The organism is Leisingera sp. ANG-M1, assembly GCF_000813745.1.
Taxonomy (GTDB): domain Bacteria; phylum Pseudomonadota; class Alphaproteobacteria; order Rhodobacterales; family Rhodobacteraceae; genus Leisingera.
The window spans coordinates 18,651-41,086 of record NZ_JWLC01000025.1; the positions used below are offsets into that span (position 1 = coordinate 18,651).

Genomic DNA, 22,436 nt, shown 5'->3' on the forward strand with positions numbered 1-22,436 from the left:
CCCCGCCGGAGGTATGCGCCGTCAGGCGTGTTGCCGGTGTTTCCTTTGCGGCATCAATTGCCTAGGGTCGGGGCATGATCCTGTCGCTGGGCCGTAAATACGTTTTCATCCATATCCCCAAGACCGGAGGCACGGCTTTGGCGCTTGCGCTGGAGGCGCGTGCTATGGCGGATGACATGATGCTCGGCGATACGCCCAAAGCCCTGAAGCGCCGCCGCCGCCTGCGGGACGCACAGACCCGCGGGCGTTTGTGGAAGCACTCTACACTGGCTGATATCGAGGGTCTGGTGCCGGACGGCACCATGCATGGCCTGTTTGCCTTTACCCTGGTGCGCAATCCCTGGGACAGGGCGGTGAGCTATTACCATTGGCTGCAGTCGCAGCGCTTTGCTCATCCAGCCATCGCATTGGCGCAATCCCTTGAGTTCCGCGCTTTTGTGCAGCACCCGCAGATCATCGCGGCCTTCCGCGGCAGCCCCGTATCAACGTACATGCGCCATGCGGACGGGAGTGAACAGTGCAGCCTGTATATCCGGCTGGAACATTTTCAGGAGGACGCCCAGCCTTTGTTCGCGCATTTGGGCTTCACGCTGGATTTGCCGCGGGTCAATGAGACTGAGCGGGAACGGGACTGGCGGCCCTATTACGATGATGCTGCAGCCGGAGCAATTGCTGAGGCCTGTGCCGCCGACATCGCGCAATTTGAATACTCTTTTAACGATTCGGTTCTATCCCGGTGACATGAAACGGTGCTTTTGCGGTGCGCTGGCCGGGTAATCCGGCAGACCGCGCACAGATTGGCACTGTTGCGTGAACAATGACCGGTTCTTGCCGCACTTCCGCGCCGATACGGCCGCAGTTTTGAAGCATTAACCATAATTGCCTGAGGTTTCGCCGCCTCAGCCGCAGGAAAGGACACCGGATGCTGGATTGGCTCCTGAAACGCTCGCTTTTGCCGCAAGGACGGGCAATGAACAGCGGTTTCTCCCTGGTTTCCGTCGGGCAGGGCGGATTTCTTGCAGGCACCCATGTGGCGTCCAACCTGGGCTGGCGCGAGGTGGAAGCTCTGGCTGTTGGCGACAAGGTGCTGACCTTCGATCATGGCATGCAGCCGATTGTGGAACTGCAGCGCGAGACGATCCTGCCGGGCGAGGGGGAGCTGGATCCGGCCCGCTGTCCGCTGCTTGTGCCGCGTGATGCGCTGATGAACCGGGTGCCGCTGTGGCTGATGCCGGATCAGGGTGTGCTTCTGGAAAGCGAGCTGGTGGAGGACGCCCAGGGCGATCCCTTTGCGGTGGTGCCGGCCTGCGCGCTGGAGGGCTACCGTGGTATCCGCCGCATGCATCCAGGCGCCCAGCTGGATCTGGTGACGCCGCGCTTTGCCCAGGATCAGGTGATCTATCTTGAGGCCGGCATGCTTGGTTTTTCCACTGCGCCGCGCAATCTGATGTGCGGCCGCGTTTTCAACGAAGAAAGCCCTTACCGGGTGCTGCCGCCGGAAGAGGCACGCGGGCTTGTGCTGTCGATGATGGCCGAAGAGGAATACTGGCCCGGGGACGGCGCCGCGGTGGGCGCCGAGCGTCCTGCCGCCAGGATGTAACCTGAAGTACTTCCGGTAACAGGTTTTAGTATAATCAAAAACGGCCAGCGTTGCGCTGGCCGTTTTCCTATTTTCCGTAGATCAGGCTGCCGCTGATTGGTCCGGGGAAAAGCGGCGGTAGAAACTTTGGCCTTTCTCCGCCATCTCCCGCAGCAGTGCCGGACAGGCGAAACGTTCGCCGTGCTCTGCTGCCAGCGCGTCGCAGCGCTCTGCCGCGTAGGGCGTGCCCAGGATATCGAGCCAGCTCAAGGGGCCGCCGGACCAGGGCGCAAAACCCCAGGCCAGGATGGCGCCCACGTCTCCCTCGCGGATATCCATCAGCACGCCTTCCTCCAGGGCCCGCACCGCTTCCAGCACCTGCGCAAACATCAGCCGTTCCTGCACCGCGATCAGATCCGGCTGCTCGGCAGCTTGCGGGTATTTCTCCTGCACGCCTTTCCAGTACTCAACCCGCTTGCCCTTGTCGTCATAGTCGAAGAAGCCTGCGTTGGCCTTGCGCCCCAGACGGCCCTGTTCCTCCATCCAGAAGATCAGGTCGTCCGCCGGGCTTTCCGGATAGGCATCGCCCATTGCAGCCTTAGTGGCGCGGGCGATCTTGGCGCCGAGGTCAATCGAGGTCTCATCGGTCAGCTGCACTGGACCCACGGGGAAGCCCAGCTGCCGCGCGGCGTTGTCGATCAGGACAGGCGAGACGCCCTCGGTGATCATCCGCATGCCCTCGTTGATATAGGGGATGATGCAGCGGTTGGCGTAGAAGAAGCGCGCGTCATTCACCACAATCGGCGTCTTGCGGATCTGGCGAACGTAATCCAGCGCCTTGGCCACAGCCCGGTCTCCCGTCGCCTTGCCCTTGATGATCTCTACCAGCAGCATCTTCTCAACGGGCGAGAAGAAATGGATGCCGATGAACTGTTCCGGACGGCTGGAGGCCTTGGCCAGTTCGGTGATCGGCAAGGTGGAGGTGTTGGAGGCAAAGATGCAGTCCTCCGGGATGATCGCCTCGACCTTTTGGGTCATCTCGGCTTTCACACCGGGGTCCTCAAACACCGCCTCGATGATCAGGTCGCAGCCTTTCAGCGCGTCTAGATCCGGGGTGGCGGTGATCTGCGCCAGCAGCGCCTCTTTCTTCTCAGCTGTTGCCTTGCCGCGTTTGATGCCCTTGTCCATGTAGGCCTCAGAGTAGGCCTTGCCCTTGTCGGCGGCGGCTTGGTCGCGGTCGATCAGCACCACTTCCATGCCTGCCTGCGCTGAAACCAGTGCGATGCCCGCCCCCATCATGCCTGCGCCCAGCACGCCGATTTTCTTCACCGACTGATCCGGCACATCCTTGGGCCGCACCGCGCCTTTCTCCAGCGCCTGCTTGTTCAGGAACAGGCTGCGGATCATCGCCGACGACGACGGGTTCATCAGGATCGAAGTGAAATGCCGCGCCTCGATCTTCAGCGCGGTGTCGAAATCGACCAGCGCCCCCTCGTAGATCGAAGACAGCAGCGCCTTGGCTGCCGGAAACGCGCCCTGGGTCTTGCCGTTCACCATGGCGGAGGCACCGACAAAGGTCATGAAGCCCGCCGGATGGTAGGGCGCGCCGCCCGGCATCTTGTAGCCCTTGGCATCCCAGGGTTTGACCAGATCGGCGGGTTTGGCGTTCAGCACCCATTCCTTGGCTGCCGCCAGCGCATCATTTTCAACCGCGTCGATCAGCTGCGCACCTTTGGCCTTCTTCGGCTCCATCATCTTGCCTTCGAGCAAGACCGGGGCCGCCGCCATCGCGCCCACCATGCGGGAATAGCGCGTGGTGCCGCCGCCGCCGGGGAAGATGCCGATCATGATCTCCGGCAGGCCGATCCTGGCCTTGGGGTTACTGGTCATCACCCTGTGGTGGCAGGCCAGCGCAATCTCGGTGCCGATGCCGGCGCAGGTGCCGTTGATCGCACAGGCCACCGGCTTGCCGCCCTTCTTGGTCTTGGGATCCATGCCTGCCAGCTCCAGCTTGCGCAGGATGCGGTGGCCGCCCATGGTGAAGTCGAACAGCCCCTTCGCAGGGTTATCGCCGGATTCCTCGCGGATGGTGGCCAGCACATTCAGGTCCATGCCGCCGGCAAAGTCCTTCTTGCCGCTGGTGATCACGATGCCCTTCACCGCCTCGTCTGCCAATGCCCGGTCGACATATTCCTCAACCAGGCCAAAGGCTTCGCGGGTCAGCACATTCATGCTCTTGCCCACGGCGTCCCAGGTGATGACGGCAATGCCGTCCGCGTCCACTTCGTATTTGAAATCGCTCATGTGTCTTCTCCGGTCTGCTCTGCCGTCAGCGGGCTGCCGTCCTTGCGGGTGAAGGTGAAATCGCCGCCCGCGAATTTCACCATCATGTCCAAATCGCTGTAGTATCCGGTCTCGGTCGGGGTGCGGGTGCCCACCACCAGAAAACCCGCGGGCTTGTCCGAGCGGTTCACCAGGTGATGGCCGTTCTCCTCGCCCGCCGGGAAGGCGGCGCAGTCGCCCGGCATCATCTCATGCGCGCCATCGTCGTCGATCAGCGTGCAGATGCCTTCGGTCACCATCACGAACTCGTCCTGCTCCATGTGGTAATGGCGCAGGGAAGAGGCCGCGCCGGGCTCCAGCCGCACCATATTGACCCCGTATTGCGTCAACCCGCCGGGGTCGCCCAAGGGCTGCACGCTGCGGCCCGCGCAAGGCTCCGCCAGTTTGCCAGGGTAGCCCGAGCCGGTCCGCCAGGGCAGCTGTGAAAGATCAAGCTTTGGCATCACACCCTCTCAATCACGGTGGCAGCACCCATGCCGGAGGCGATGCACAGCGTGGCGAGGCCTACTTCTTTGTCCTGCCGCTCCAGCTCGTCCAGCAGAGTGCCAATGATGATCGCGCCGGTGGCGCCCAGCGGGTGGCCCATGGCGATCGAGCCGCCGTTGACGTTCACCAGTTCCGGATCGACGTCAAAGGCCTGCTGGAACCGCAGCACCACGCTTGCAAACGCCTCGTTCACCTCAAACAGGTCAATATCACCGATGGCCATGCCGTTGTCGGCCAGGATCTTTTCGGTCACAGGCACCGGGCCGGTCAGCATGATGGTCGGGTCGGTGCCGATCTTGGCGGTGGCCTTGATCCGCGCCCGCGGTTTCAGCCCGTGGCGCTCGCCAAACTCCTTGTTGCCGATCAGCACGGCCGCCGCGCCATCAACGATGCCGGAAGAATTGCCCGCGTGGTGGATATGGTTGATCCGCTCCAGATGCGGGTACTTCAGCATCGCGACCTTGTCGAAGCCTGGCATCACTTCGCCCATCTGCTGGAACGAAGCATTGAGCGCGCCCAATGCCTGCATGTCAGTGCCCGGGCGCATGTATTCGTCATGGTCGAGGATCGGCAGACCGTTCTGGTCCTCCACCGTGATTACCGACTTGGCAAAGCGGTTGTCGTCCCAGGCCGCCTTGGCCCGGCGCTGGCTTTCCACCGCCAGTGCGTCCGCCTGGTCGCGGGTAAAGCCGTACTCGGTTGCGATAATGTCAGCCGAGATGCCCTGCGGCACAAAATATGTGTCCATCGCGAGGCTTGGGTCCACTGCAATCGCAGCGCCGTCAGAGCCCATGGCGACCCGGCCCATCATCTCCACGCCGCCTGCGATATAGCCATCGCCTGCGCCGCCTTTGACCTGGTTGGCGGCCAGGTTCACTGCCTCCATGCCCGACGCACAGAACCGGTTGATCGCCAGGCCCGGAATACGTTCATCCAGGTCCGAGGCCAGCACCGCCGAGCGCGCCAGGCAGCCGCCCTGTTCCATCACCTGAGTGACATTGCCCCAAATCACGTCCTCGACGGCGTGGCCTTCCAGGTTGTTGCGCGCTTTGATCGCATTCAGCGTCAAGGCCGACAGGCGCACCGAGGTCACCTCATGCAAGGATCCATCCTTGCGCCCCTTGCCCCGCGGCGTGCGCAAAGCGTCATAGATATAGGCTTCGGTCATATGCTTTCTCCTCAGGCGCGGTCCGACGGCTTGCCGGGCATCAGGTCATAGGGATGTTTCCAGCCGGGCATCTCGCTGATGCGGGTGAGCCAGGCGTCGATATTAGGCCATTCTGTGCGGTCAAAACCGAAAGGCTCGGGATAATAGAGGTAGCTGCAGCAGCTGATGTCGGCGTTGGTCAGCCCGTCGCCCACAATCCAGTCGCGGCCCTGCAGGTGGTGCTCCAGCGTGGCATAGGCGGCCTTCAAGCGGCCTTGCATGAAGGCCACGACCTCAGCCGATCGGTGTTTCTCTGGCAGGAAATTCATCAGGAAGCGGGTCATGCCGGCCTGGCTGGACATCTTGTGATTGTCCCACAGCACCCAGCGCAGCACCTCGTATTTGTCTTCCGGGCGGCCGCCGAATTTACCGGTCTTGTCGGTGATATACTGCTGGATCGCGCCGGACTGGCTGAGAGTCAGATCGCCGTCCACCAGCACCGGTGCTTCGGCCATGGCGGAAAACTCCCGGAACTCCGGGGTGCGGGCCGCGCCGCTGAAGAAATCGACAAAGACCGGTTCCCACGCGAGGCCCGAGAGTTCAAGCGCAAGCGCGGCCTTGTAGGAGTTACCGCTTTCGCCGAAGCAATGAAGTTTGATGGTCATCTGGTGTTCCCTGTTTCTGCTGTTGGAGCGGGGGTTTCACACCCCCGCACCCCCGTGGAGTATTTTTGGAAAGATGATGCTGCATTAACCCGCATCCATGCGGTGTTTGCTAACCTTGACCTGCGGTACAGGCTGGAGAGCCGATGGCCGTGAAAGGTGAAGACGCCCCTGCCCATTTGGCGAAGGCTTGGGGGCAGGGGCACTTTTTTGTCTTCATCTTTCCCCAAATACTCAAAGGCCATCATCTGCCTCCATCGACTGCATCGCGGTTTTTGCGCCTAAAACGACCGCGCAATCAGTTCCTTCATGATCTCATTTGTGCCGCCGTAGATCCGCTGCACCCGCGCGTCGGCCCACATTTCACCCACGGCATATTCCTGCATGTAGCCGTAGCCGCCATGCAGCTGCAGGCATTCGTCCAGCACCTCGCTCTGGGTATCGGTGAGCCAGTACTTCGCCATTGCCGCTTTCTCGACGGTCAGCGCGCCTTGCAGATGCTCACGGATGCATTCATCCAGGAAGGCGCGCGCGACGCGGGTTTTGGTCAGGCATTCGGCCAGTTTGAAGCGGGTGTTCTGAAACTGCAGCAGCGGCCCGCCAAAGGCCTCGCGCTCCTTGCAATAGGCGATGGTGCGGTCCACTGCGCCCTCCATTGCGCCTACGGCACCGCAAGCAATGATCAGCCGCTCCTGCGGCAGCTGCTGCATCATCTGGTAAAAGCCCTGGCCCTCAGCGCCGCCCAGGATGTTCTCCGGCGGAAGTTCCACCTCGCTGAAGAACAGCTCGGACGTATCCGCCGCGTGGCAGCCGATCTTGTCGAGGTTGCGGCCGCGGCTGAAACCTACGGCGCCGTCTGTCTCCACCGCCACAAGTGACACGCCTTTGGCGCCCGCCCCGGGATCGGTTTTTGCGGCCACCAGGACCAGGTTGGCGTGCTGGCCGTTGGTGATGAAGGTTTTCTGGCCGGACAGCCGGTAGGCATTACCGTCCTTCACGGCCTTGGTCTTAATCGCCTGCACGTCGGAGCCGGTGGAGGGCTCGGTCATCGCCAGGGCGCCGACCAGCTCGCCGGTGACCATCTTCGGCAGCCAGCGCTGTTTCTGCTCCTCGGTGCCATAGGCCAGGATGTAATGCGCCACGATGCCGGAATGGATGCCGTTGCCCCAGCTGGCCAGATTGGCGCGGCTGCCTTCCATCAGGATTACCGCTTCATGGCCGAAATCGCCGCCGGCGCCGCCGTATTCGGACGGGATCGATGGGCAGAGCAGACCCAGTTCGCCTGCCTGGGTCCAGGTCTCCCGATCCATCATGCCCTGCTTGCGCCAGGCCTCAAACCTTGGCGCCCATTCATTGCTGATGAACTGGGCTGTCATCTGGCCGAGCATCTGGTGCTCATCCGTCATCCATGCGGAACGTGTGCTGGTCATGGCTCTCCCTTGGTGCCCGTCGGGGCTTATCTCTTGCGGGCCTCCAGCTCGGCGTTGAACAGCCGCAGCCGGTGGCCCAGATTCTCGTGATCCGTCACGCTGTCGAAGTTCTCGAATAGGAACGACAGCGCCTCTCCCTCATCCAGCCCGGCCTCATGGGCAAAGCGCTTGAGCCTGCGGTAGCCGTCCTCGGTCATGGCGATCGGCAAGCGGCGGGTCAGGCGGAAACGTTTCGGCATATCTGGTCCTCAAAATGTCAAAGGCACCGGCCGGGGCTAGGACCGGGCGCCCGGGGGAGGGCGCCCGATGGCGTCAGAAGGCGTCTGCGTCCAGCGCCATCACCGCATCCGCGCCGCTTTCGATACGGGCGAGATGCAGTTTGGTCGCGGGCAGCCGCCGTGCCATATAGTACCGGCCGGTTGCGAGTTTCGTCTCATAGAACGCCGCGTCAGGCGACCCCGCGTCAAGCGCTTCCTGCGCCGCCTTGCCCATCTTTGCCCACATAAGGCCCAGGCAGACCTGCCCGAACAGATGCATGAAGTCGTAAGAGCCCGCCAGTGCGTGGTTGGGATCCTTCATGCCGTTTTGCATGAAGAACATGCCCGCGGCCTGCAGGTCCTTGGAGGCCGCCTTCAGGGGATTAACGAAGTCCTTGGTGAAAGCTTCTGAGATGTCTTTGTTTTCCTGGCAGAAGGTTTTGACCTGATCAAAGAAGGCAAGAACGTATTTGCCGCCATGCTGGCCCAGCTTGCGGCCCACCAGGTCCAGCGCCTGCACGCCGTTGGCGCCCTCGTAGATCATCGCAATGCGGGCGTCGCGGGTGTATTGCGACATGCCCCATTCCTCGATGTAGCCGTGGCCGCCATAGACCTGCTGCGCCTGCACGGTCATGTCGTAGCCCTGATCGGTCAGGAAGCCCTTGATCACCGGAGTCATCAGCGAGATCAGCCCGTCGGCGTCCTTGTCACCGGCGCGGTGGGCCTGGTCAATCAGGGTGGCCCCCCACAGGAGGAACGCGCGCCCGCCTTCAGTAAAGCTCTTCTGATCCATCAGCGAGCGGCGTATGTCCGGATGCACGATCAGCGGATCGGCCGGGCCGTCCGGGTTCTTGGCGCCGGTCACGTCGCGGCCCTGCAGCCGGTCCTTGGCGTATTCGACTGCGTTCTGATAGGCGGCCTCGGCCTGCGCCAGGCCCTGCATGCCGACGCCCAGCCGCGCTTCGTTCATCATGGTGAACATGGCGCGCATGCCCTTATGCTCTTCGCCCAGCAAATACCCGGTGGCGCCGTCATAGTTCATCACACAGGTCGAGTTGCCGTGGATCCCCATCTTTTCTTCGATTTTGCCGACGGCAACGCCGTTGCGTTCTCCCAGAGACCCATCCGAATTCACCAGGAACTTCGGCACAATGAAGAGGGAGACGCCCTTGATGCCCTCCGGCCCGCCGGGGATCTTGGCCAGGACCAGATGCACGATGTTCTCCGCCATGTCGTGCTCGCCGGCAGAGATAAAGATCTTCTGGCCCGAGACCTTGTAGCTGCCATCCGCTTGCGGCTCGGCCTTGGTGCGCATCAGCCCCAGGTCGGTGCCGCAATGGGGTTCGGTCAGGTTCATTGTGCCGGTCCACTGGCAGCTGACCATATTGGGCAGATAGGTGGCCTTCTGCTCCTCTGTGCCATGCGCCAGGATCGCCGAGGCCGCGCCATGGGTCAGCCCCTGATACATGGTAAAGGCCTGGTTGGCGGCGGAGAAGAACTCCCCTACGGCTGTGCCGACAACATAGGGCATGTTCTGGCCGCCGAAGGCCTCCGGCATGTCGATACCCGGCCAGCCGCCTTCCTTCATCTGCTCGAAGGCGTCCTTGAACCCCGTGGGCGTATAGACGACACCGTTCTCCAGCCGGCAGCCCTCGGTGTCGCCCACCGTATTCAGCGGATGCAGCACTTCACTGGCGACCTTGCCGGCTTCCTCCAGCACCGCCCCGGTGAAGTCCCGCTCCAGCTCACTGTAGCCGGGCGTGCTGCTTTCGGAGACCTTCAGCACGTCGTGCAGAATGAACTGGGCGTCTTTGGCAGGGGCTGTGTAGGCTGGCATCTCGGTCCTCGTCGGGTTTCTTGTTTCAGGTCGTCTGCAGGGGCAGGGCGGCCTATTCGGCGGCTGTCTCTCCGGCCTTCATCGAGGCGATCATCTTCTCGCCCCAGGCCAGCTGCTCCTTCAGGTCTTCGATGGCTTCCGTCAGCTCCTCGCGCTGGCGTTCCATATCGGCGAGACGCTCCTGGGCGATCTCATAGGTCTTGGTCAGCTGGGTCAGCCGCTGCGTGTCCACATGATAGAGGTCCAGCAGCTGGCGGATTTCCTCCAGGCTGAAGCCGAACCGCTTGCCGCGCAGGATCAGCTTCAGCCGGGCGCGGTCGCGCTTGGTGAACAGGCGCTTCTGGCCTTCACGGATCGGGAACAGCAGTTCCTTGGCTTCGTAGAACCGGAGGGTGCGCGGGGTTACGTCAAAGGCCTCGCACATTTCCCGGATGGTCATGGTTTCTTCGGTCATCGTCGTTACTCTTACGGCTTGGTGCAAAGACAAGCTGTGCGCGGTGGGGGCAGCTTGCAAGACTGACTTTACGTTTACGTAAGTTGTACGTCACGTCACTTTCGAAACTGTGAGGGGTTCGCAAAACGCACATAAAGTGACGCAACGTAACGGCGGCGGTGCCCGCAAAACCAGCGCATCCCGCGGCGGGCGCGGTCCGGAAACCGGCGAATCCAGCTGCCCCCATTGCAACAGAAAACCCCGCCTCAAAGGGCGGGGCCGCAACGTTGGAATTTTGGACCTGACCTACTTCAGCAGAGCCCGGGTGGTCTCGCGCAAAGCGCTCAGCTCATCGATGGCCTCGTTGATCTGCTCGCGCTGCTTTTCCAGCTCCACCAGCTGCCGGTCGGCCATTTCCATAAAGGCATGGTTCTGGGCGTCGTTGCCCTCTTCCTCATAGATCAGCAGCCACTGGCGGATCTCTTCCAGCTGAAAGCCGAACTTGCGCCCGCGCAGGATCAGCTTCATCCGGGCCCGCTCGCGCGCGCCGTAAAACCGGGACCGGCCTTCGCGGTCCGGCTGCAGCAATTCGATGTATTCATAGTAGCGCAGCGTCCGCGGCGTGACCTCGAACTCGGCGCACATTTCCTTGAATGACAATCTGTTGTCGGCCATCCATCTTCTCCCTTGCCGGGAACCTATGCACTTGCAGCGAACATGGCAACCTCCCGCGGCGGCACACTTGCGCTTGGGCCATGCCAAGGCCAAAGATGAGGCAGACAATCCGAAGGGACAGCCACATGGCCGACAAGACAGAGTTCGCGCGCCAGTTCATCGAAGCCATCCCCCATGCCAAGCAATTGGGCATGAAGCTGACCGCGCTGGGCGACGGCACGGCCGAGATCCGCATGGCCTATGACGAGAAGCTGGTGGGCGACCCGGCCACCGGGGTGATCCACGGCGGCGCGGTTTCCGCCCTGATGGACACCTGCTGCGGCGCCGCGGTGATGGCGCACCCTTCGGCGCCTGGCGGCACTGCCACCATCGATCTGCGCATCGACTACATGCGCCCCGCAACGCCGGGGCAGACGATCACCACCCGCGCCACCTGCCACCAGATCACCCGCACCGTTGCCTTTGTCCGCGCCGTGGCCATGGACGAGGACGAAGACCGCCCCGTCGCCACAGCAGCCGGCGCCTTTACCGTGGAGAGCAAGTTTTGAGCCGCCCCCGTCCCGAACCCATGCAGGTGGTCAAGCAGCGCCGCGATGCCGCTCTGTCGGCACTGGTCGACTCGGTGCCATATATCCGCTTCCTGAACGTGACCTTCGACCGCCGCGGCGATGAGCTGACGGCGCAACTGAACTTCGACGACAAGCTGATCGGCAATCCTTTCCTGCCTGCAATCCACGGCGGGGTGACTGCCGCCTTCCTGGAAATCACCGCGATGATTACCCTCAACTGGTCGCATCTGTGGCCGCGCATCGAATCCGGCGAGCTTGATCCAGCGGAAATGGCCAAGGGCAACCTGCCGCGCCAGCCCAAGACCATCGACTTCACCGTCGACTACCTGCGCTCGGGCCTGCCGCGCGATGCCTATGCACGGGCGCGGGTGAACCGCTCCGGCCGCCGCTATGCCTCGGTGCATGTGGAGGCCTGGCAGGATCACAAGGACAAGCTCTTTGCCCAGGCCACCGGCCATTTCCTGATGCCGCAGGACCAGAACGGCGAAGGCTGAGAACATGATCAGCGCGAACACCGACATCACCCACAAGCGGGTGCTCAAGATCGCTTTGCCGATTGTGCTGTCGAATGCAACGGTGCCCATTCTGGGCGCCGTCGACACCGGTGTTGTCGGCCAGATGGGCGAGGCCGCCCCGATCGGCGCCGTTGGCATCGGCGCGGTGATCCTGGCTACGATCTACTGGATCTTCGGCTTCCTGCGGATGGGCACCACCGGATTGGCGGCCCAGGCCCGCGGGGAGGGCGACTGGGCCGAAACCGGCGCGCTGCTGATGCGCGGCCTGCTGCTTGCCTTTGCCGCCGGTGCCGTCTTCATCATCGCGCAAGGAGCAGTGTTCTGGGGTGCCTTTGCGCTGGCGCCCGCCAGTGCCGGGGTCGAGGGGCTGGCCCGCGACTACCTTGAAATCCGCATTTGGGGGGCGCCTGCCACCATCGGACTTTACGCTGTCACTGGCTGGCTAATTGCGGTTGAGCGCACCCGTGGCGTGTTCCTGCTGCAGGTCTGGATGAACGGGCTGAATATCGTTCTCGACCTATGGTTCGTGCTGGGCCTCGGCTGGGGCGTTGAAGGCGTTGCCATTGCCACGCTGATCGCCGAGTGGACCGGGCTGGCGCTGGGGTTGTACCTTTGCCGGGACGCTTTTGCTGGCGACCAATGGCGCGACTGGGGCCGGGTGTTCGACCGCGCCAGGCTCAAGCGGATGATGCAGGTGAACGGCGATATCATGGTGCGTTCGGTGCTGCTCACCGGGTCCTTTACCACCTTCCTGTTCATCGGCTCCGGCGTTGGCGATGTGAACCTGGCTGCCAACCAGATCCTGCTGCAGTTCGTTGAAATCACCGCCTTTGCGCTGGACGGCTTTGCCTTTTCAGCCGAGGCGCTGGTGGGCGGGGCCGTCGGCGCCAAGGCTCGTGAGCGGGTTCGCAGGGCATCCGTCATCACTTCGCAATGGGGCGTGGGAGGATCAGTCCTGCTAGGTATAGCCTTTGCCGCCGGGGGCCCTTGGCTGATCGACCTGATGTCCACCTCACCCGACGTGCGCGAAGCGGGACGGGTGTTCCTGATCTGGGCTGTGGTGATGCCGGCCCTCAGCGTTGCCAGCTATATGTTCGACGGTATTTACATCGGCGCCACCTGGACCCGTGATATGCGGTGGGCAATGCTGCAGTCGGTCGCGGCTTATGTGGTGGCCTTGCTGCTGCTGGTGCCGGTGTTCGGCAACCATGGTCTGTGGGCCTCACTGATGGTGCTGAACGTGGCCCGCGGTGTGACCCTGGGCATGCGCTACCCGCGCCTTGAAGCGCAGGTGGGTGCATAATAGCGCTAGGCGGGCCGGCAGGCCCGCCGCAACTGCTTACAGCAGCGTTTCAATTGCCTCGGTCGGGCGGCCGATCACCGCCTTGCCGTCCTTGATCGCAATCGGGCGCTCGATCAGGATCGGATGCGCGGCCATTGCCGCCAGCAGATCTTCCTCGGCGCTGTCCTTGCTCAAGCCCAGCTCCTTGAAGACCTTCTCGCCGGTCCGCATCATTTCAACCGCGGACACACCAAGGGCCGCCTGCACCGCCTTCAGCTCTTCAACCGAGGGCGCATCTTCCAGATAAGCGCGGGTTTGAACCTCAGCGCCGCGCTCTTCGATCAGCGCCAGGCCTGCGCGGGACTTTGAGCACTTCGGGTAATGCCAATAGGTGATCACAGCCAATCCTTCCGTTTTGTTCCAACCGCTTGCGCGACGTTGTCAAACCCGTCGTGCGCCAGCAGCGCGTCCAACCCGCGGGCGATGTCCCCTGCCAGCGAAAGACCGCCATAGACCATGGCAGTGTAGAATTGCACGGCCGAAGCACCGGCACAGATCTTGGCATAGGCCTGCTCTGCTGTGCTGATGCCGCCAACGCCGATCAGCGGCACTTTGCCGTCCAGCAGTTCCGACAGCTGTGCCAGAACCCGGGTGGATTTCTCAAACAGCGGCGCGCCGGACAGCCCGCCAGCCTCGCCCTTGTGCTTGCTCTGCAACCCGTCGCGCGACAGGGTGGTGTTGGTGGCAATCACCGCGTCGATACCGGTTTCCACGGCGACAGCGGCAATGTCCTCAATGCCAGCACGGTCCAGATCCGGGGCGATCTTCAGGAACACCGGCACCCGGCGGCTGAGGCCTTCGCGGGTCTCAATGACGCCTGCCAGAAGCGCCGACAGGGCTGCCTTGCCCTGCAGGTCGCGCAGTTTTTCGGTGTTTGGCGAGGACACGTTGACGGTGGCAAAGTCCAGATGCGCGCCGCAATGAGCCAGCACCTCGGCGAAATCCGCGGCCCGGTTCTCGCTGTCCTTGTTGGCGCCGAGGTTCAGGCCGATCACCGCGTCGCGCGGGCGCTGTGCCAGCCGGGCGCCGATGGCTTCCATGCCCTCGTTGTTGAAGCCGAAGCGGTTGATCGCCGCCTTGTCCTCGGTCAGCCGGAACAGCCGCGGCTTGGGGTTGCCGGGCTGGGCGCGGGGCGTCGCGGCGCCAACCTCGATGAAGCCGAAACCGGATTTTGAAAGCGGTGCCAGTGCCTCGGCGTTCTTGTCAAAGCCTGCGGCCAGCCCCACCGGGTTTGGCAGCTCAATCCCTGCCAGCGAGGTTTTCAGCCGCGCCGAGGTCACTGGGCCGGGCGTTGGCGTCAGCCCCATGGTCAGCGCCTTGACCGACAGCCCATGCGCAGCCTCGGGATCAACCTTGTGCAGAGCGGCCAGCGCCAGCTTCTCGGTCAGTTTCATGCCATCTCCTCCGGGAAATGGTGCGCGCCGCCCACCAGCGGCAGCGGCTTGGACCAGACCACATCGCTCAGACGGATGTTGCGGTAGAGATGCGGGAACTCGGCACCGCCGCGGGAGACTTCCCACTTCAGGTCTTCCCCCATCGCCCCGGCATCGCAGGCCAGGAGGGTGAGCCCCTCGGCACCGGCAAAATGCTTGGCTGCGGTTTCCGCCGCCTGGGTTGCAGTGGAGAAATGGACAAAGCCATCTGCGACATCAACCGGCGCGCCCTGGGTTTCGCCCGCCGCTTGCAAAGCGGCCCATTCGTCCGCCCGGAAAATCTTGTAAATCAGCATGAGGGCCTGATGCCCTGCGTTTGCTGATGAATCAAGGGGGATTGGCCTGTGCCGGGGATCTGGCAGGCGAACCGGGGCAGGCCCGTTGACGCAGGGAGAGGCGGCAGTCTGGCTTTTCCCCTTTGACGGGCATGGCCATTGCGCGCACCATCAGGCCAAAACAACGGGAGCAAATCTCATGATCGCGCGGATTCTTTCATCTGCTGCAGCGCTGGCTCTTTCGGCGGGCATGGCTGCGGCGGAGTACAAACTGACTATCCTGCACACCAACGACTTTCATTCCCGGTTCGAGCCGATCAACAAATACGACAGCGCCTGCGATGCGGAAGACCAGGCCGAAGGCAAGTGTTTCGGAGGTACCGCGCGGCTTGTGACGGCCATTGCCGAGGCCCGTGCGCGGGCCGGCAATTCGATTCTGGTGGATGGCGGCGACCAGTTCCAGGGCTCGCTGTTTTATACTTATTACAAGGGCCGGATGGCGGCTGAGTTCATGAACAAGCTGGGCTATGACGGGATGACTGTGGGCAACCACGAGTTCGACGACGGCCCCGAGGTGCTGCGCGGGTTCATGGACGCGGTGGAGTTTCCGGTGCTGATGTCCAACGCGGATGTTTCGGCGGAGCCTGCCTTGGCCGGGGTGCTGAAGAAATCCACGGTGATCACCCGCGGCGGCGAGCGGATCGGCCTCATTGGCCTGACTCCCGAGGACACGCATGAACTTGCCAGCCCGGGCGAGCACGTCACCTTTTCCGATCCGGTGGCAGCGGTGCAGGCTGAAGTCGACCGGCTGATGGCGGATGGGGTGAACAAGATCATCGTGCTCAGCCACTCGGGTTATGGCGTGGACCAGAAGGTGGCGGCGGAGACTGCCGGGGTTGATGTGATCGTCGGCGGCCATACCAATACCTACCTGTCCAATGTCTCGGACAAGGCTGCGGGCCCGTATCCGACCGAGGTGAACGGGGTGCAGATTGTGCAGGCCTACGCCTATGGCAAGTTCCTGGGCGAGCTGAACGTGACCTTTGATGAGGCAGGCAACGTCATCAGTGCCACGGGCGAGCCGCTGATCATGGATGCAGCCGTCTCAGAGGATGCGGGCACTCTGGACCGGATTGCCGAACTGGCGCAGCCGCTGGATGAAATCCGCAACAAGGTGGTTGCTGAGACTGCTGCCCCCATCGAAGGGGACCGCTCGGTCTGCCGGGTGCGGGAATGCGAGATGGGCAACCTGGTGGCGGACGCAATGCTGGACCGGGTGAAGGATCAGGGCGTGACCATCGCCATCGCCAACTCCGGCGGTATCCGCGCCAGCCTGGATTCAGGCGAGGTGACCATGGGCGAGGTTCTGACCATCCTGCCGTTCCAGAATACGCTCTCGACCTTTGAGATCACCGGGGAGGTGCTGGTTGAAGCGCTGGAGAACGGGGTCAGCCAGGTGGAAGATATCAAAGGGCGTTTCCCGCAGGTTGCGGGGTTGAAGTTCACTTGGGATGCCTCGGTTGCACCCAATGCCGGGCGGGTGCGCGAGGTGATGGTGGCCGGCGGGGCGGGCTTTGTGCCGATTGATCCGCAGAAGACCTATCTGGTGGTCACAAACGACTATGTGCGCAACGGCGGCGATGGTTTTGCGATGTTCGAAGGCGATGACAAGAACGCCTATGACTTCGGGCCGGATGTGGCGGATGTCCTGGCCGAATACCTCGCCGAACAAGGGGCTTATGCGCCATACACCGACGGGCGGATCAGCCGGTCTGAATAGGTCGCACTTGCTGTCCCAATGTTTCGCGCGCGAAACATTGGGACATAGTGGCTGACGTAATTTTTTTATATTTTAGAAACCTTTGATACGGGTTTCTTAAAGTTGGGAGCCATCGGTGGGACGCGTCCGGGCAACCGGTTGACGGGAGGCGCCCGGCTTGATATTTAACAATAGTGTTAAATAATGGTGCCAGGGAGGCCTTTGATGAAACTGCATGTTTTTCCACCCTCTCCGAATTCCCGCAAACTGCTGGTGGTCAATAGTCTCCTGGGGCTGGATCTGCCCCAGACCATCGTCGACCTGCAGGCAGGGGATCAGTTTAAGGAGGAGCTGCTGGCCCTCAATCCCAATGCCAAGGTGCCGGTGCTGGAGGAGGACGACGGCAGATCGCTGTGGGAATCCAATGCGATTATCAACCGCCTGTGCACGGACCATGATACGTCATTGTGGCCCCGTTCGAACGCGCGCTACGACATCATGCGCTGGCAGTTCTGGGAGGGATGCCACTGGACCCCGGCCTGCAGCAAGTTCATCTCACGCCATTTCTTCGGGCGGGAGGACATTGATATGGAAGCCGCGGCTGAAGACTTCCATAAGTTTGCCAAGGTGCTGGACGGGCATTTGCAGGGGCGCGATTGGCTTGTGGGGGACCAGATGACCACCGCTGATGTCTCGGTCGGGGCAATCCTGTGCTACCGCGAGCCCTGCCAGTATCCGGTTCAGGGCTATAGCAATATCAACCGCTGGATTGCACAGATCGAGGCGCTGGAGGCCTGGCAGATTGCCAACCCGGCCCCGCAGGCGGCTGAGTAGGAGAGGGGCAGGTTCCACCCTGCAACTTCCGTCCCGCCGGGTAGTTGCAGCCGAGGGTTTTACCTGCCGTGCAGCCGTGGCAAAATGCGGGCCATGGACCATCCGCTGATCGACCTCATCAACGCCCGTATCGAAGCCGCCGAGAAGGACGGCGCCTTTGACGACCTCGAAGGCGCCGGCAAGCCGCTGCCGAAATGCGATGACCCTGAGAACGAGCTGGTTAACCGCCTGGTGCGTGAAAGCGGCGGGGTGCCGGAGTTCGTGAGCCTGTCACGCGAATTGCAGCGGCTGCGGGCGGAGCTGCGTGAAACCGGCGACCGAAGCCGCCGGCAAGACATTCTGAAAGAGATGTCGATGATGGACGCGCGTATCGAACTGGCACGCAAGGCTTACACGAGGTAGTGCGCGTTACGCTTTGATTTCCGGCCAGATTTTCGGGTCCAGCCCATCGATGAACGGCGCCAGAACATCGGCATATTGCGCCCATTTTCCGACCGAGCGGGTGTGCACCGTCTGCCTCACCTGGGTGTTGGAAAGTGTCAGAACCTGGCCCTCGTGCCGCTCCGGGTGGGCCATGTCCTCGACCCAGTCCAGCCCGCAGAACGCGGCCAGCTTGCGGCTTTCGCCATCAATGTCCGCCACCAGATCCTCGTAGCGCAGATCATATATCCGGCCCGGCATCACCTGGCGCCAGTGCTGCATCAGGCGGCCGTAAAGGTTGAACCGGTGCGCCATCGCCTTGAGGTCATAGGCATAGGTGAGCGAACTGCCGGAGAAATAGCCGCGCCAGATTGACATCGCGACATCGCGCGGATCGCGGCAAAGATGGACGAAACGCGCCTCGGGGTAGGCGGTCAGCAGATGGCCGAGCAGGCGGTAGTTGTCGGGCATCTTGTCGACATAAGCTGCGGTGCCTGCGGGCATCTCCGGCAGGCGGCGGATGTCTTCTGATATGAACTGTCGGGCCGCCTCGGGCGTGAAGTCCTGATCCTTGTCCAGATAAGGGTGCAGCAGGAAGGCCGGAACGCCGCGCTCGCCCAGGGGAAAGACATCCGGATGCAGGCCGATCACGGTTTCCGTCAGCGTGGTGCCGGAGCGGGGCATGCCAACGACATAGATGGGGCGGGGGCCGTCGGGTTGCGCATCTGCCGGAGTGATTTCTCTTGGAAAGGCTGCCATGATCCGGCTGAACTGGCGTTCGCTTTCCTCGTAATCATAGGGGGTTTGCGCGGCCATGCAGGCGTTGGCCTCGTCGTTATGGGGGGCAAAGGCCTCCTTGTCGCCGGCCTGATCGGTGATCCGGGCCAGGGCAAAGCTGATATTTGCGCGGTCCAGCGAGCGGGACGGGGCGGTCTTCAGCGCTTTCTGCGCCACCGGCAGCAATTCGGCATTCTGTTCGCGGCTGTTGAGACGGGCCAGCATCTCAAGCACCTGGGTGTCCTTGGGGTCAAGCTCCATCAGCGCCAGGCATTGTTCGCGGGCAGCTTCGGTTTCGCCGTTGGAGATCAGCTGGCTGGCCAGCCGCCGCCGCGCCTCGATGTTCTGCGGTGCAACTGCCACGGCCTTGTGCGCCGCTGCTGTGGCCTCTTCCTGCCGCATCAGGCGGGCCAGCGGCAGGCTGATGTTCTGCAGCGCGTCGGCATCGTTCGGGTCGACTTTCAGCGCTGCCTGGTAGTCTTCCAGCATCGCCATCTCGTCGCCAAGCGTGCTCCAGGCGGTTGCCCTCAGGCGCAGCAAGCGGGGCTGGCGCGGGTCGCGGGCCAGCGCTGCAGTGGCAGTTTCGATCGCGGCCTCCGCGTCGTTCAGCACCAGCTGAGCCTGGGCTTTCAGGTAAAATGCGGCCTGGTCGCCGGGCTGATCCTTCAGCACCCGCTCCACCAGCTTCATCGCCGTTTCACCCTGCTGCAGGAACAGCAATGTCTGCGCCAGGTTCTTACGGGCGTCGTGAAAGCCGGGTGCCAGCGCCAGCGCCTTCTTGAAATAGGGCACCGCATCGCGATGCTTGCCCAGGCCCGACAGGGAAATACCCGCGATGTTTGGAAAATCCGGGTGGGTCTTGTGGCGCTTGGTGCCGGCCTTGGCCTGTTTCAGCGCCTGTTTGAATTTGCCCTGGTTGAGAAAGCCCAAGGCTGCCTGGAGATCATTCTGGAGAGTCATGGGCCTGTCTATCGTTCTGTCGGTGCGGCTGAATTGCTTTTGACCATAGGAGGTTTTGCATGCGGTATGCATCCTGGGCTAGAAAATCAGCATGTGCGGACGATTTGCCATAACCCTGCCCAATGATGCAATGGCGCAGCTGTTTGCGGCGAAGCCTGCAAATGATCTGCCGAAGGTGCCGGACTTTAATGTCTGCCCGACGGCGGCGGTGCATGCGGTGCAAGCGGGTGAGGCGGGGCGGCAGCTGGTGTCCATGCGCTGGGGCTTCCTGCCGCATTGGTATGCGTCGGAAACCGCCGGGCCTTTGCTGATCAACGCCAGAGCGGAGACCATTGCTGAAAAGCCGGCCTTCAAGGCGGCCTGCCGCAGCCGCCGCTGCCTGATCCCGGCAACGGGGTTTTACGAATGGACCAAGTCGGAGAGCGGTGCCCGGCTGCCGTTGTACATCCACCGCAGCGACGGGGCGCCTTTGGCATTTGCCGCGGTCTGGCAAAGCTGGGGCAGCGCTGATCCAGTGAAGACCTGCGCAATTGTGACGACCGCAGCCAATGAAGGGCTCTCGGGCATCCACCACCGGATGCCGCTGATTTTGGAGCCCCGCGACTGGGGCAAATGGCTGGGCGAGGAAGGCCATGGCGCCGCCGCGCTGATGCAGCCGGGAGACGAAGGCATTCTGTCCTGGCACCGGGTTGACCCGGCGGTGAATTCAAACCGGGCTGAAGGGCCTGAGCTGATCGAGCCGTTTGAAGACGGGGACATCCCGCGCGGCCAGCTGATCTGAGGTTATTCGGCGGCCTGGCTGGCCGACAGGTCGCGCTGCGGCGCCCGGCTGAGATCATTGGCGGCCAGAGTGGCCTTTTGCAGCAGAGAGATGAAGGTCTCGCGCTCGCTGTCCGACAGCCCTGTCAGTATGCCGGGCTGCGCGGCCTGAACCACCGGCAGGATCTGCTCCAGCAGCGTCTCGCCCGCTCGGGTCAGCCGGACCTCGCGGGCGCGCCGGTCCGCCTTGGACACTTTGCGCGCCACCAGACCCTTTTCCGCAAGCCTGTCCACCACCTTGCCCAGGGTGGCGCGGTCATAGGCGATGAGGCCCGCTACCGAGGCCTGGTCAATCCCGGGATGGCTGCGGATGGCCGCCATGGCAGAGAACTGCACCGGTGTCAGGTCGACGCCTTCCGCCGCCATGCGTTCCATGAACTGGGCGACGGATATCTGGTGCAGCCGCCGGATCAGGTGGCCGGGCAGCGTGTGAATGTCCAAAGGGTCGATGTCCATGGCATCTAGGTCCTTGCCGCTGTGGCGCCGCGGGCGTTCTGCCCGGGCCGGTCTGTTTGCTCCGCCTGCCTTAAAGCCCGGTGCGCATTGCGCGCAAGCCTTATTGCCGCGGTTGCGGCATTTGCGGCTTTTCCTTGCTCATGGTGCGCGCTAGAGCAGGGCATGGCGTTGAAATTCACATCCCTGCAAGAGTTCTACGGCCACGGGTTCGACACCGTGATCGACGTGCGCAGCCCGGCGGAATTTGCCGAAGACCATGTTCCCGGCGCGATCAGCCTGCCGGTACTGGACAATGACGAACGCGCCGAGGTTGGCACAATTTACGTCCAGGATAGCCCTTTCAAGGCGCGCAAGCTGGGTGCGGCGCTGGTGTTCCGCAATGCGGCCAACCATATCGAGCAGCATTTGAGCCATCACGAGGGCAGCTGGAAGCCTCTGGTCTATTGCTGGCGCGGCGGTCAGCGCTCGGGGTCTTTCACTTGGATGCTGCAGCAGATCGGCTGGCGCGCCGAAGTGGTGGAGGGCGGCTATCAAAGCTACCGCCGCCTGGTTCACAAGGCGATGTATGAGACCGCACTGCCGCACCGGCTGGTGGCGCTGGACGGCTATACGGGATCGGCCAAGACCGAGGTGCTGAAACGGGCCGGGGAACTGGGGGTGCAGGTGCTGGACCTGGAAGGGCTGGCCAACCACCGCGGCTCGCTGCTGGGGGATATGCCGTCGCCGCAGCCTTCTCAGAAAGGCTTTGAATCTGCGGTGGCGGGGGTGCTGATGCGGCTGGATCCTTCCCGTCCGGTGCTGGTCGAAGCGGAGTCGAACAAGATCGGCCAGCGGATCATCCCGCCGGCGGTCTGGGACGCGATGAAGCCCGCGCCGCGGATCGAATTGCAGGTTCCGGCGGCGGAACGCTGCCGCTATCTGGTTGAGGCCTATGACGATATCCTGTCGGATGCGGACCGGCTGCGCGATAAGCTGGGGCCGTTGCGGGCACATCGCTCGGGGGCGGTTGTGGATGGCTGGTTTGCCCGCATTGCCGAGGGCGACAAGCCCGGGCTGACCGAGGCGCTGATGGCCGAGCATTATGATCCGGCCTACCGCAAGTCCCGGGCCGCCATCGGCGCTGAGGTCATTGCCGGTGTGGAGGCGGCCTCGCTGGACGAAGCCGGGCTGACGGCAGCCGCCGAACGGATTGCCGGGATTATGGCCGGGCTCTGAAGCCGGGCTGCGCCGGGCCGGGCTCTCCCGCCCGCCGCTGGCGCATCTGCCGATGCGCCGCGGCCGTTGGGCATGGCGCTGTGCTGGCGCACAGCGCGCCTCCGGCGGGAGTATTTGCAACCAGAAAGATGCGGGGCGCGGCGCTTCGGGGATGCCGTGCGGCTGGAAGGCGGGCACTGGTCAGGCGATCCCGGCCGGCGTGGGCCGAAGGCG

24 protein-coding genes are annotated in these 22,436 nt (G+C 63.0%); 10 read left to right on the plus strand and 14 right to left on the minus strand.

The window, feature by feature from the left end:
- Nucleotides 1-74 precede the first annotated feature (74 nt).
- Nucleotides 75-740 carry a sulfotransferase family 2 domain-containing protein gene (locus RA19_RS19430; RefSeq protein WP_039165857.1) on the plus strand — a complete coding sequence of 222 codons (666 nt, stop codon included), beginning with the start codon at nucleotides 75-77 and terminating at the stop codon, nucleotides 738-740.
- 182 nt (nucleotides 741-922) lie between these two features.
- Nucleotides 923-1,600 (plus strand): Hint domain-containing protein, encoded by a 678-nt coding sequence (locus RA19_RS19435; protein WP_039165860.1) that lies wholly within the window; start codon nucleotides 923-925, stop codon nucleotides 1,598-1,600.
- Between the two features lie 81 nt (nucleotides 1,601-1,681).
- On the opposite strand, the gene RA19_RS19440 is transcribed toward RA19_RS19435, so the two are convergent.
- The 9 genes from RA19_RS19440 to RA19_RS19480 all read right to left on the minus strand — a co-directional run bounded on the left by RA19_RS19440 (nucleotide 1,682) and on the right by RA19_RS19480 (nucleotide 10,849).
- Nucleotides 1,682-3,883 (minus strand): 3-hydroxyacyl-CoA dehydrogenase NAD-binding domain-containing protein, encoded by a 2,202-nt coding sequence (locus RA19_RS19440; protein WP_039165863.1) that lies wholly within the window; start codon nucleotides 3,881-3,883, stop codon nucleotides 1,682-1,684.
- A complete protein-coding gene (locus RA19_RS19445; protein ID WP_039165865.1) occupies nucleotides 3,880-4,365 on the minus strand; it encodes a cupin domain-containing protein in 486 nt (161 codons plus the stop codon). Before RA19_RS19445 ends, RA19_RS19440 begins: the two co-directional genes overlap by 4 nt.
- Nucleotides 4,365-5,576, minus strand: coding sequence for an acetyl-CoA C-acetyltransferase (locus tag RA19_RS19450; RefSeq protein WP_039165868.1), 1,212 nt, complete (start codon nucleotides 5,574-5,576; stop codon nucleotides 4,365-4,367). Before RA19_RS19450 ends, RA19_RS19445 begins: the two co-directional genes overlap by 1 nt.
- Nucleotides 5,577-5,587: 11 nt before the next feature.
- Nucleotides 5,588-6,220 carry a glutathione S-transferase family protein gene (locus tag RA19_RS19455; protein ID WP_039165872.1) on the minus strand — a complete coding sequence of 211 codons (633 nt, stop codon included), beginning with the start codon at nucleotides 6,218-6,220 and terminating at the stop codon, nucleotides 5,588-5,590.
- A gap of 278 nt (nucleotides 6,221-6,498) precedes the next feature.
- Complete coding sequence (locus RA19_RS19460; protein ID WP_039165874.1) at nucleotides 6,499-7,647, minus strand: acyl-CoA dehydrogenase family protein; 1,149 nt, start codon at nucleotides 7,645-7,647, stop codon at nucleotides 6,499-6,501.
- Between the two features lie 26 nt (nucleotides 7,648-7,673).
- A complete protein-coding gene (locus RA19_RS19465) occupies nucleotides 7,674-7,886 on the minus strand; it encodes a hypothetical protein (RefSeq protein ID WP_039130431.1) in 213 nt (70 codons plus the stop codon).
- A 73-nt stretch (nucleotides 7,887-7,959) separates the two neighbouring features.
- Nucleotides 7,960-9,741 (minus strand): acyl-CoA dehydrogenase C-terminal domain-containing protein, encoded by a 1,782-nt coding sequence (locus RA19_RS19470; RefSeq protein WP_039165877.1) that lies wholly within the window; start codon nucleotides 9,739-9,741, stop codon nucleotides 7,960-7,962.
- 52 nt (nucleotides 9,742-9,793) lie between these two features.
- A complete protein-coding gene (locus RA19_RS19475) occupies nucleotides 9,794-10,195 on the minus strand; it encodes a MerR family transcriptional regulator (protein WP_039165879.1) in 402 nt (133 codons plus the stop codon).
- A 285-nt stretch (nucleotides 10,196-10,480) separates the two neighbouring features.
- Nucleotides 10,481-10,849, minus strand: a complete 369-nt coding sequence (locus tag RA19_RS19480; RefSeq protein WP_039165883.1) for a MerR family transcriptional regulator — start codon at nucleotides 10,847-10,849, stop codon at nucleotides 10,481-10,483.
- Nucleotides 10,850-10,974: 125 nt separating this feature from the next.
- Between RA19_RS19480 and RA19_RS19485 the strand changes: the two genes are divergently transcribed.
- The 3 genes from RA19_RS19485 to RA19_RS19495 are packed head-to-tail and all read left to right on the plus strand — an operon-like array spanning nucleotide 10,975 to nucleotide 13,236.
- On the plus strand, nucleotides 10,975-11,397 hold the full coding sequence (locus tag RA19_RS19485; protein WP_039165885.1) for a PaaI family thioesterase: 423 nt from the start codon (nucleotides 10,975-10,977) through the stop codon (nucleotides 11,395-11,397).
- On the plus strand, nucleotides 11,394-11,912 hold the full coding sequence (locus RA19_RS19490) for a PaaI family thioesterase (RefSeq protein ID WP_039165888.1): 519 nt from the start codon (nucleotides 11,394-11,396) through the stop codon (nucleotides 11,910-11,912). Before RA19_RS19485 ends, RA19_RS19490 begins: the two co-directional genes overlap by 4 nt.
- Before the next feature lie 4 nt (nucleotides 11,913-11,916).
- Nucleotides 11,917-13,236 carry an MATE family efflux transporter gene (locus RA19_RS19495; protein WP_039165891.1) on the plus strand — a complete coding sequence of 440 codons (1,320 nt, stop codon included), beginning with the start codon at nucleotides 11,917-11,919 and terminating at the stop codon, nucleotides 13,234-13,236.
- Nucleotides 13,237-13,272: 36 nt separating this feature from the next.
- Here RA19_RS19495 and arsC read toward each other — a convergent pair whose 3' ends face one another.
- From arsC to RA19_RS19510, 3 genes are read right to left on the minus strand one after another with little or no spacing between them, the layout of a single operon-like run.
- Nucleotides 13,273-13,614, minus strand: a complete 342-nt coding sequence (arsC, locus tag RA19_RS19500; RefSeq protein WP_039166584.1) for an arsenate reductase (glutaredoxin) — start codon at nucleotides 13,612-13,614, stop codon at nucleotides 13,273-13,275.
- On the minus strand, nucleotides 13,611-14,669 hold the full coding sequence (locus RA19_RS19505) for a quinone-dependent dihydroorotate dehydrogenase (protein ID WP_039165894.1): 1,059 nt from the start codon (nucleotides 14,667-14,669) through the stop codon (nucleotides 13,611-13,613). Before RA19_RS19505 ends, arsC begins: the two co-directional genes overlap by 4 nt.
- Entirely contained in the window at nucleotides 14,666-15,004 is a 339-nt protein-coding gene (locus RA19_RS19510) for a DUF952 domain-containing protein (RefSeq protein WP_039165895.1), read from the minus strand. The genes RA19_RS19505 and RA19_RS19510 overlap by 4 nt, the downstream gene beginning before the upstream one ends.
- A gap of 178 nt (nucleotides 15,005-15,182) precedes the next feature.
- Between RA19_RS19510 and RA19_RS19515 the strand changes: the two genes are divergently transcribed.
- From RA19_RS19515 to RA19_RS19525, 3 genes are all read left to right on the plus strand, one after another.
- A complete protein-coding gene (locus tag RA19_RS19515; RefSeq protein WP_039165897.1) occupies nucleotides 15,183-16,763 on the plus strand; it encodes a bifunctional metallophosphatase/5'-nucleotidase in 1,581 nt (526 codons plus the stop codon).
- A gap of 204 nt (nucleotides 16,764-16,967) precedes the next feature.
- Nucleotides 16,968-17,576 (plus strand): glutathione S-transferase family protein, encoded by a 609-nt coding sequence (locus RA19_RS19520; RefSeq protein WP_039165899.1) that lies wholly within the window; start codon nucleotides 16,968-16,970, stop codon nucleotides 17,574-17,576.
- A 93-nt stretch (nucleotides 17,577-17,669) separates the two neighbouring features.
- Nucleotides 17,670-17,978, plus strand: a complete 309-nt coding sequence (locus RA19_RS19525) for a DnaJ family domain-containing protein (RefSeq protein WP_039165901.1) — start codon at nucleotides 17,670-17,672, stop codon at nucleotides 17,976-17,978.
- A gap of 6 nt (nucleotides 17,979-17,984) precedes the next feature.
- On the opposite strand, the gene RA19_RS19530 is transcribed toward RA19_RS19525, so the two are convergent.
- Nucleotides 17,985-19,733, minus strand: coding sequence for a tetratricopeptide repeat-containing sulfotransferase family protein (locus RA19_RS19530; RefSeq protein WP_039165903.1), 1,749 nt, complete (start codon nucleotides 19,731-19,733; stop codon nucleotides 17,985-17,987).
- 91 nt (nucleotides 19,734-19,824) lie between these two features.
- On the opposite strand from RA19_RS19530, the gene RA19_RS19535 reads away from it, so the two are divergent.
- Nucleotides 19,825-20,514, plus strand: coding sequence for an SOS response-associated peptidase (locus tag RA19_RS19535; protein WP_039165905.1), 690 nt, complete (start codon nucleotides 19,825-19,827; stop codon nucleotides 20,512-20,514).
- Between the two features lie 2 nt (nucleotides 20,515-20,516).
- Here RA19_RS19535 and RA19_RS19540 read toward each other — a convergent pair whose 3' ends face one another.
- Nucleotides 20,517-21,008 carry a MarR family winged helix-turn-helix transcriptional regulator gene (locus RA19_RS19540; protein WP_039165908.1) on the minus strand — a complete coding sequence of 164 codons (492 nt, stop codon included), beginning with the start codon at nucleotides 21,006-21,008 and terminating at the stop codon, nucleotides 20,517-20,519.
- A 162-nt stretch (nucleotides 21,009-21,170) separates the two neighbouring features.
- On the opposite strand from RA19_RS19540, the gene mnmH reads away from it, so the two are divergent.
- Nucleotides 21,171-22,223 carry a tRNA 2-selenouridine(34) synthase MnmH gene (gene mnmH, locus RA19_RS19545; RefSeq protein ID WP_039165909.1) on the plus strand — a complete coding sequence of 351 codons (1,053 nt, stop codon included), beginning with the start codon at nucleotides 21,171-21,173 and terminating at the stop codon, nucleotides 22,221-22,223.
- Nucleotides 22,224-22,436 lie beyond the last annotated feature (213 nt).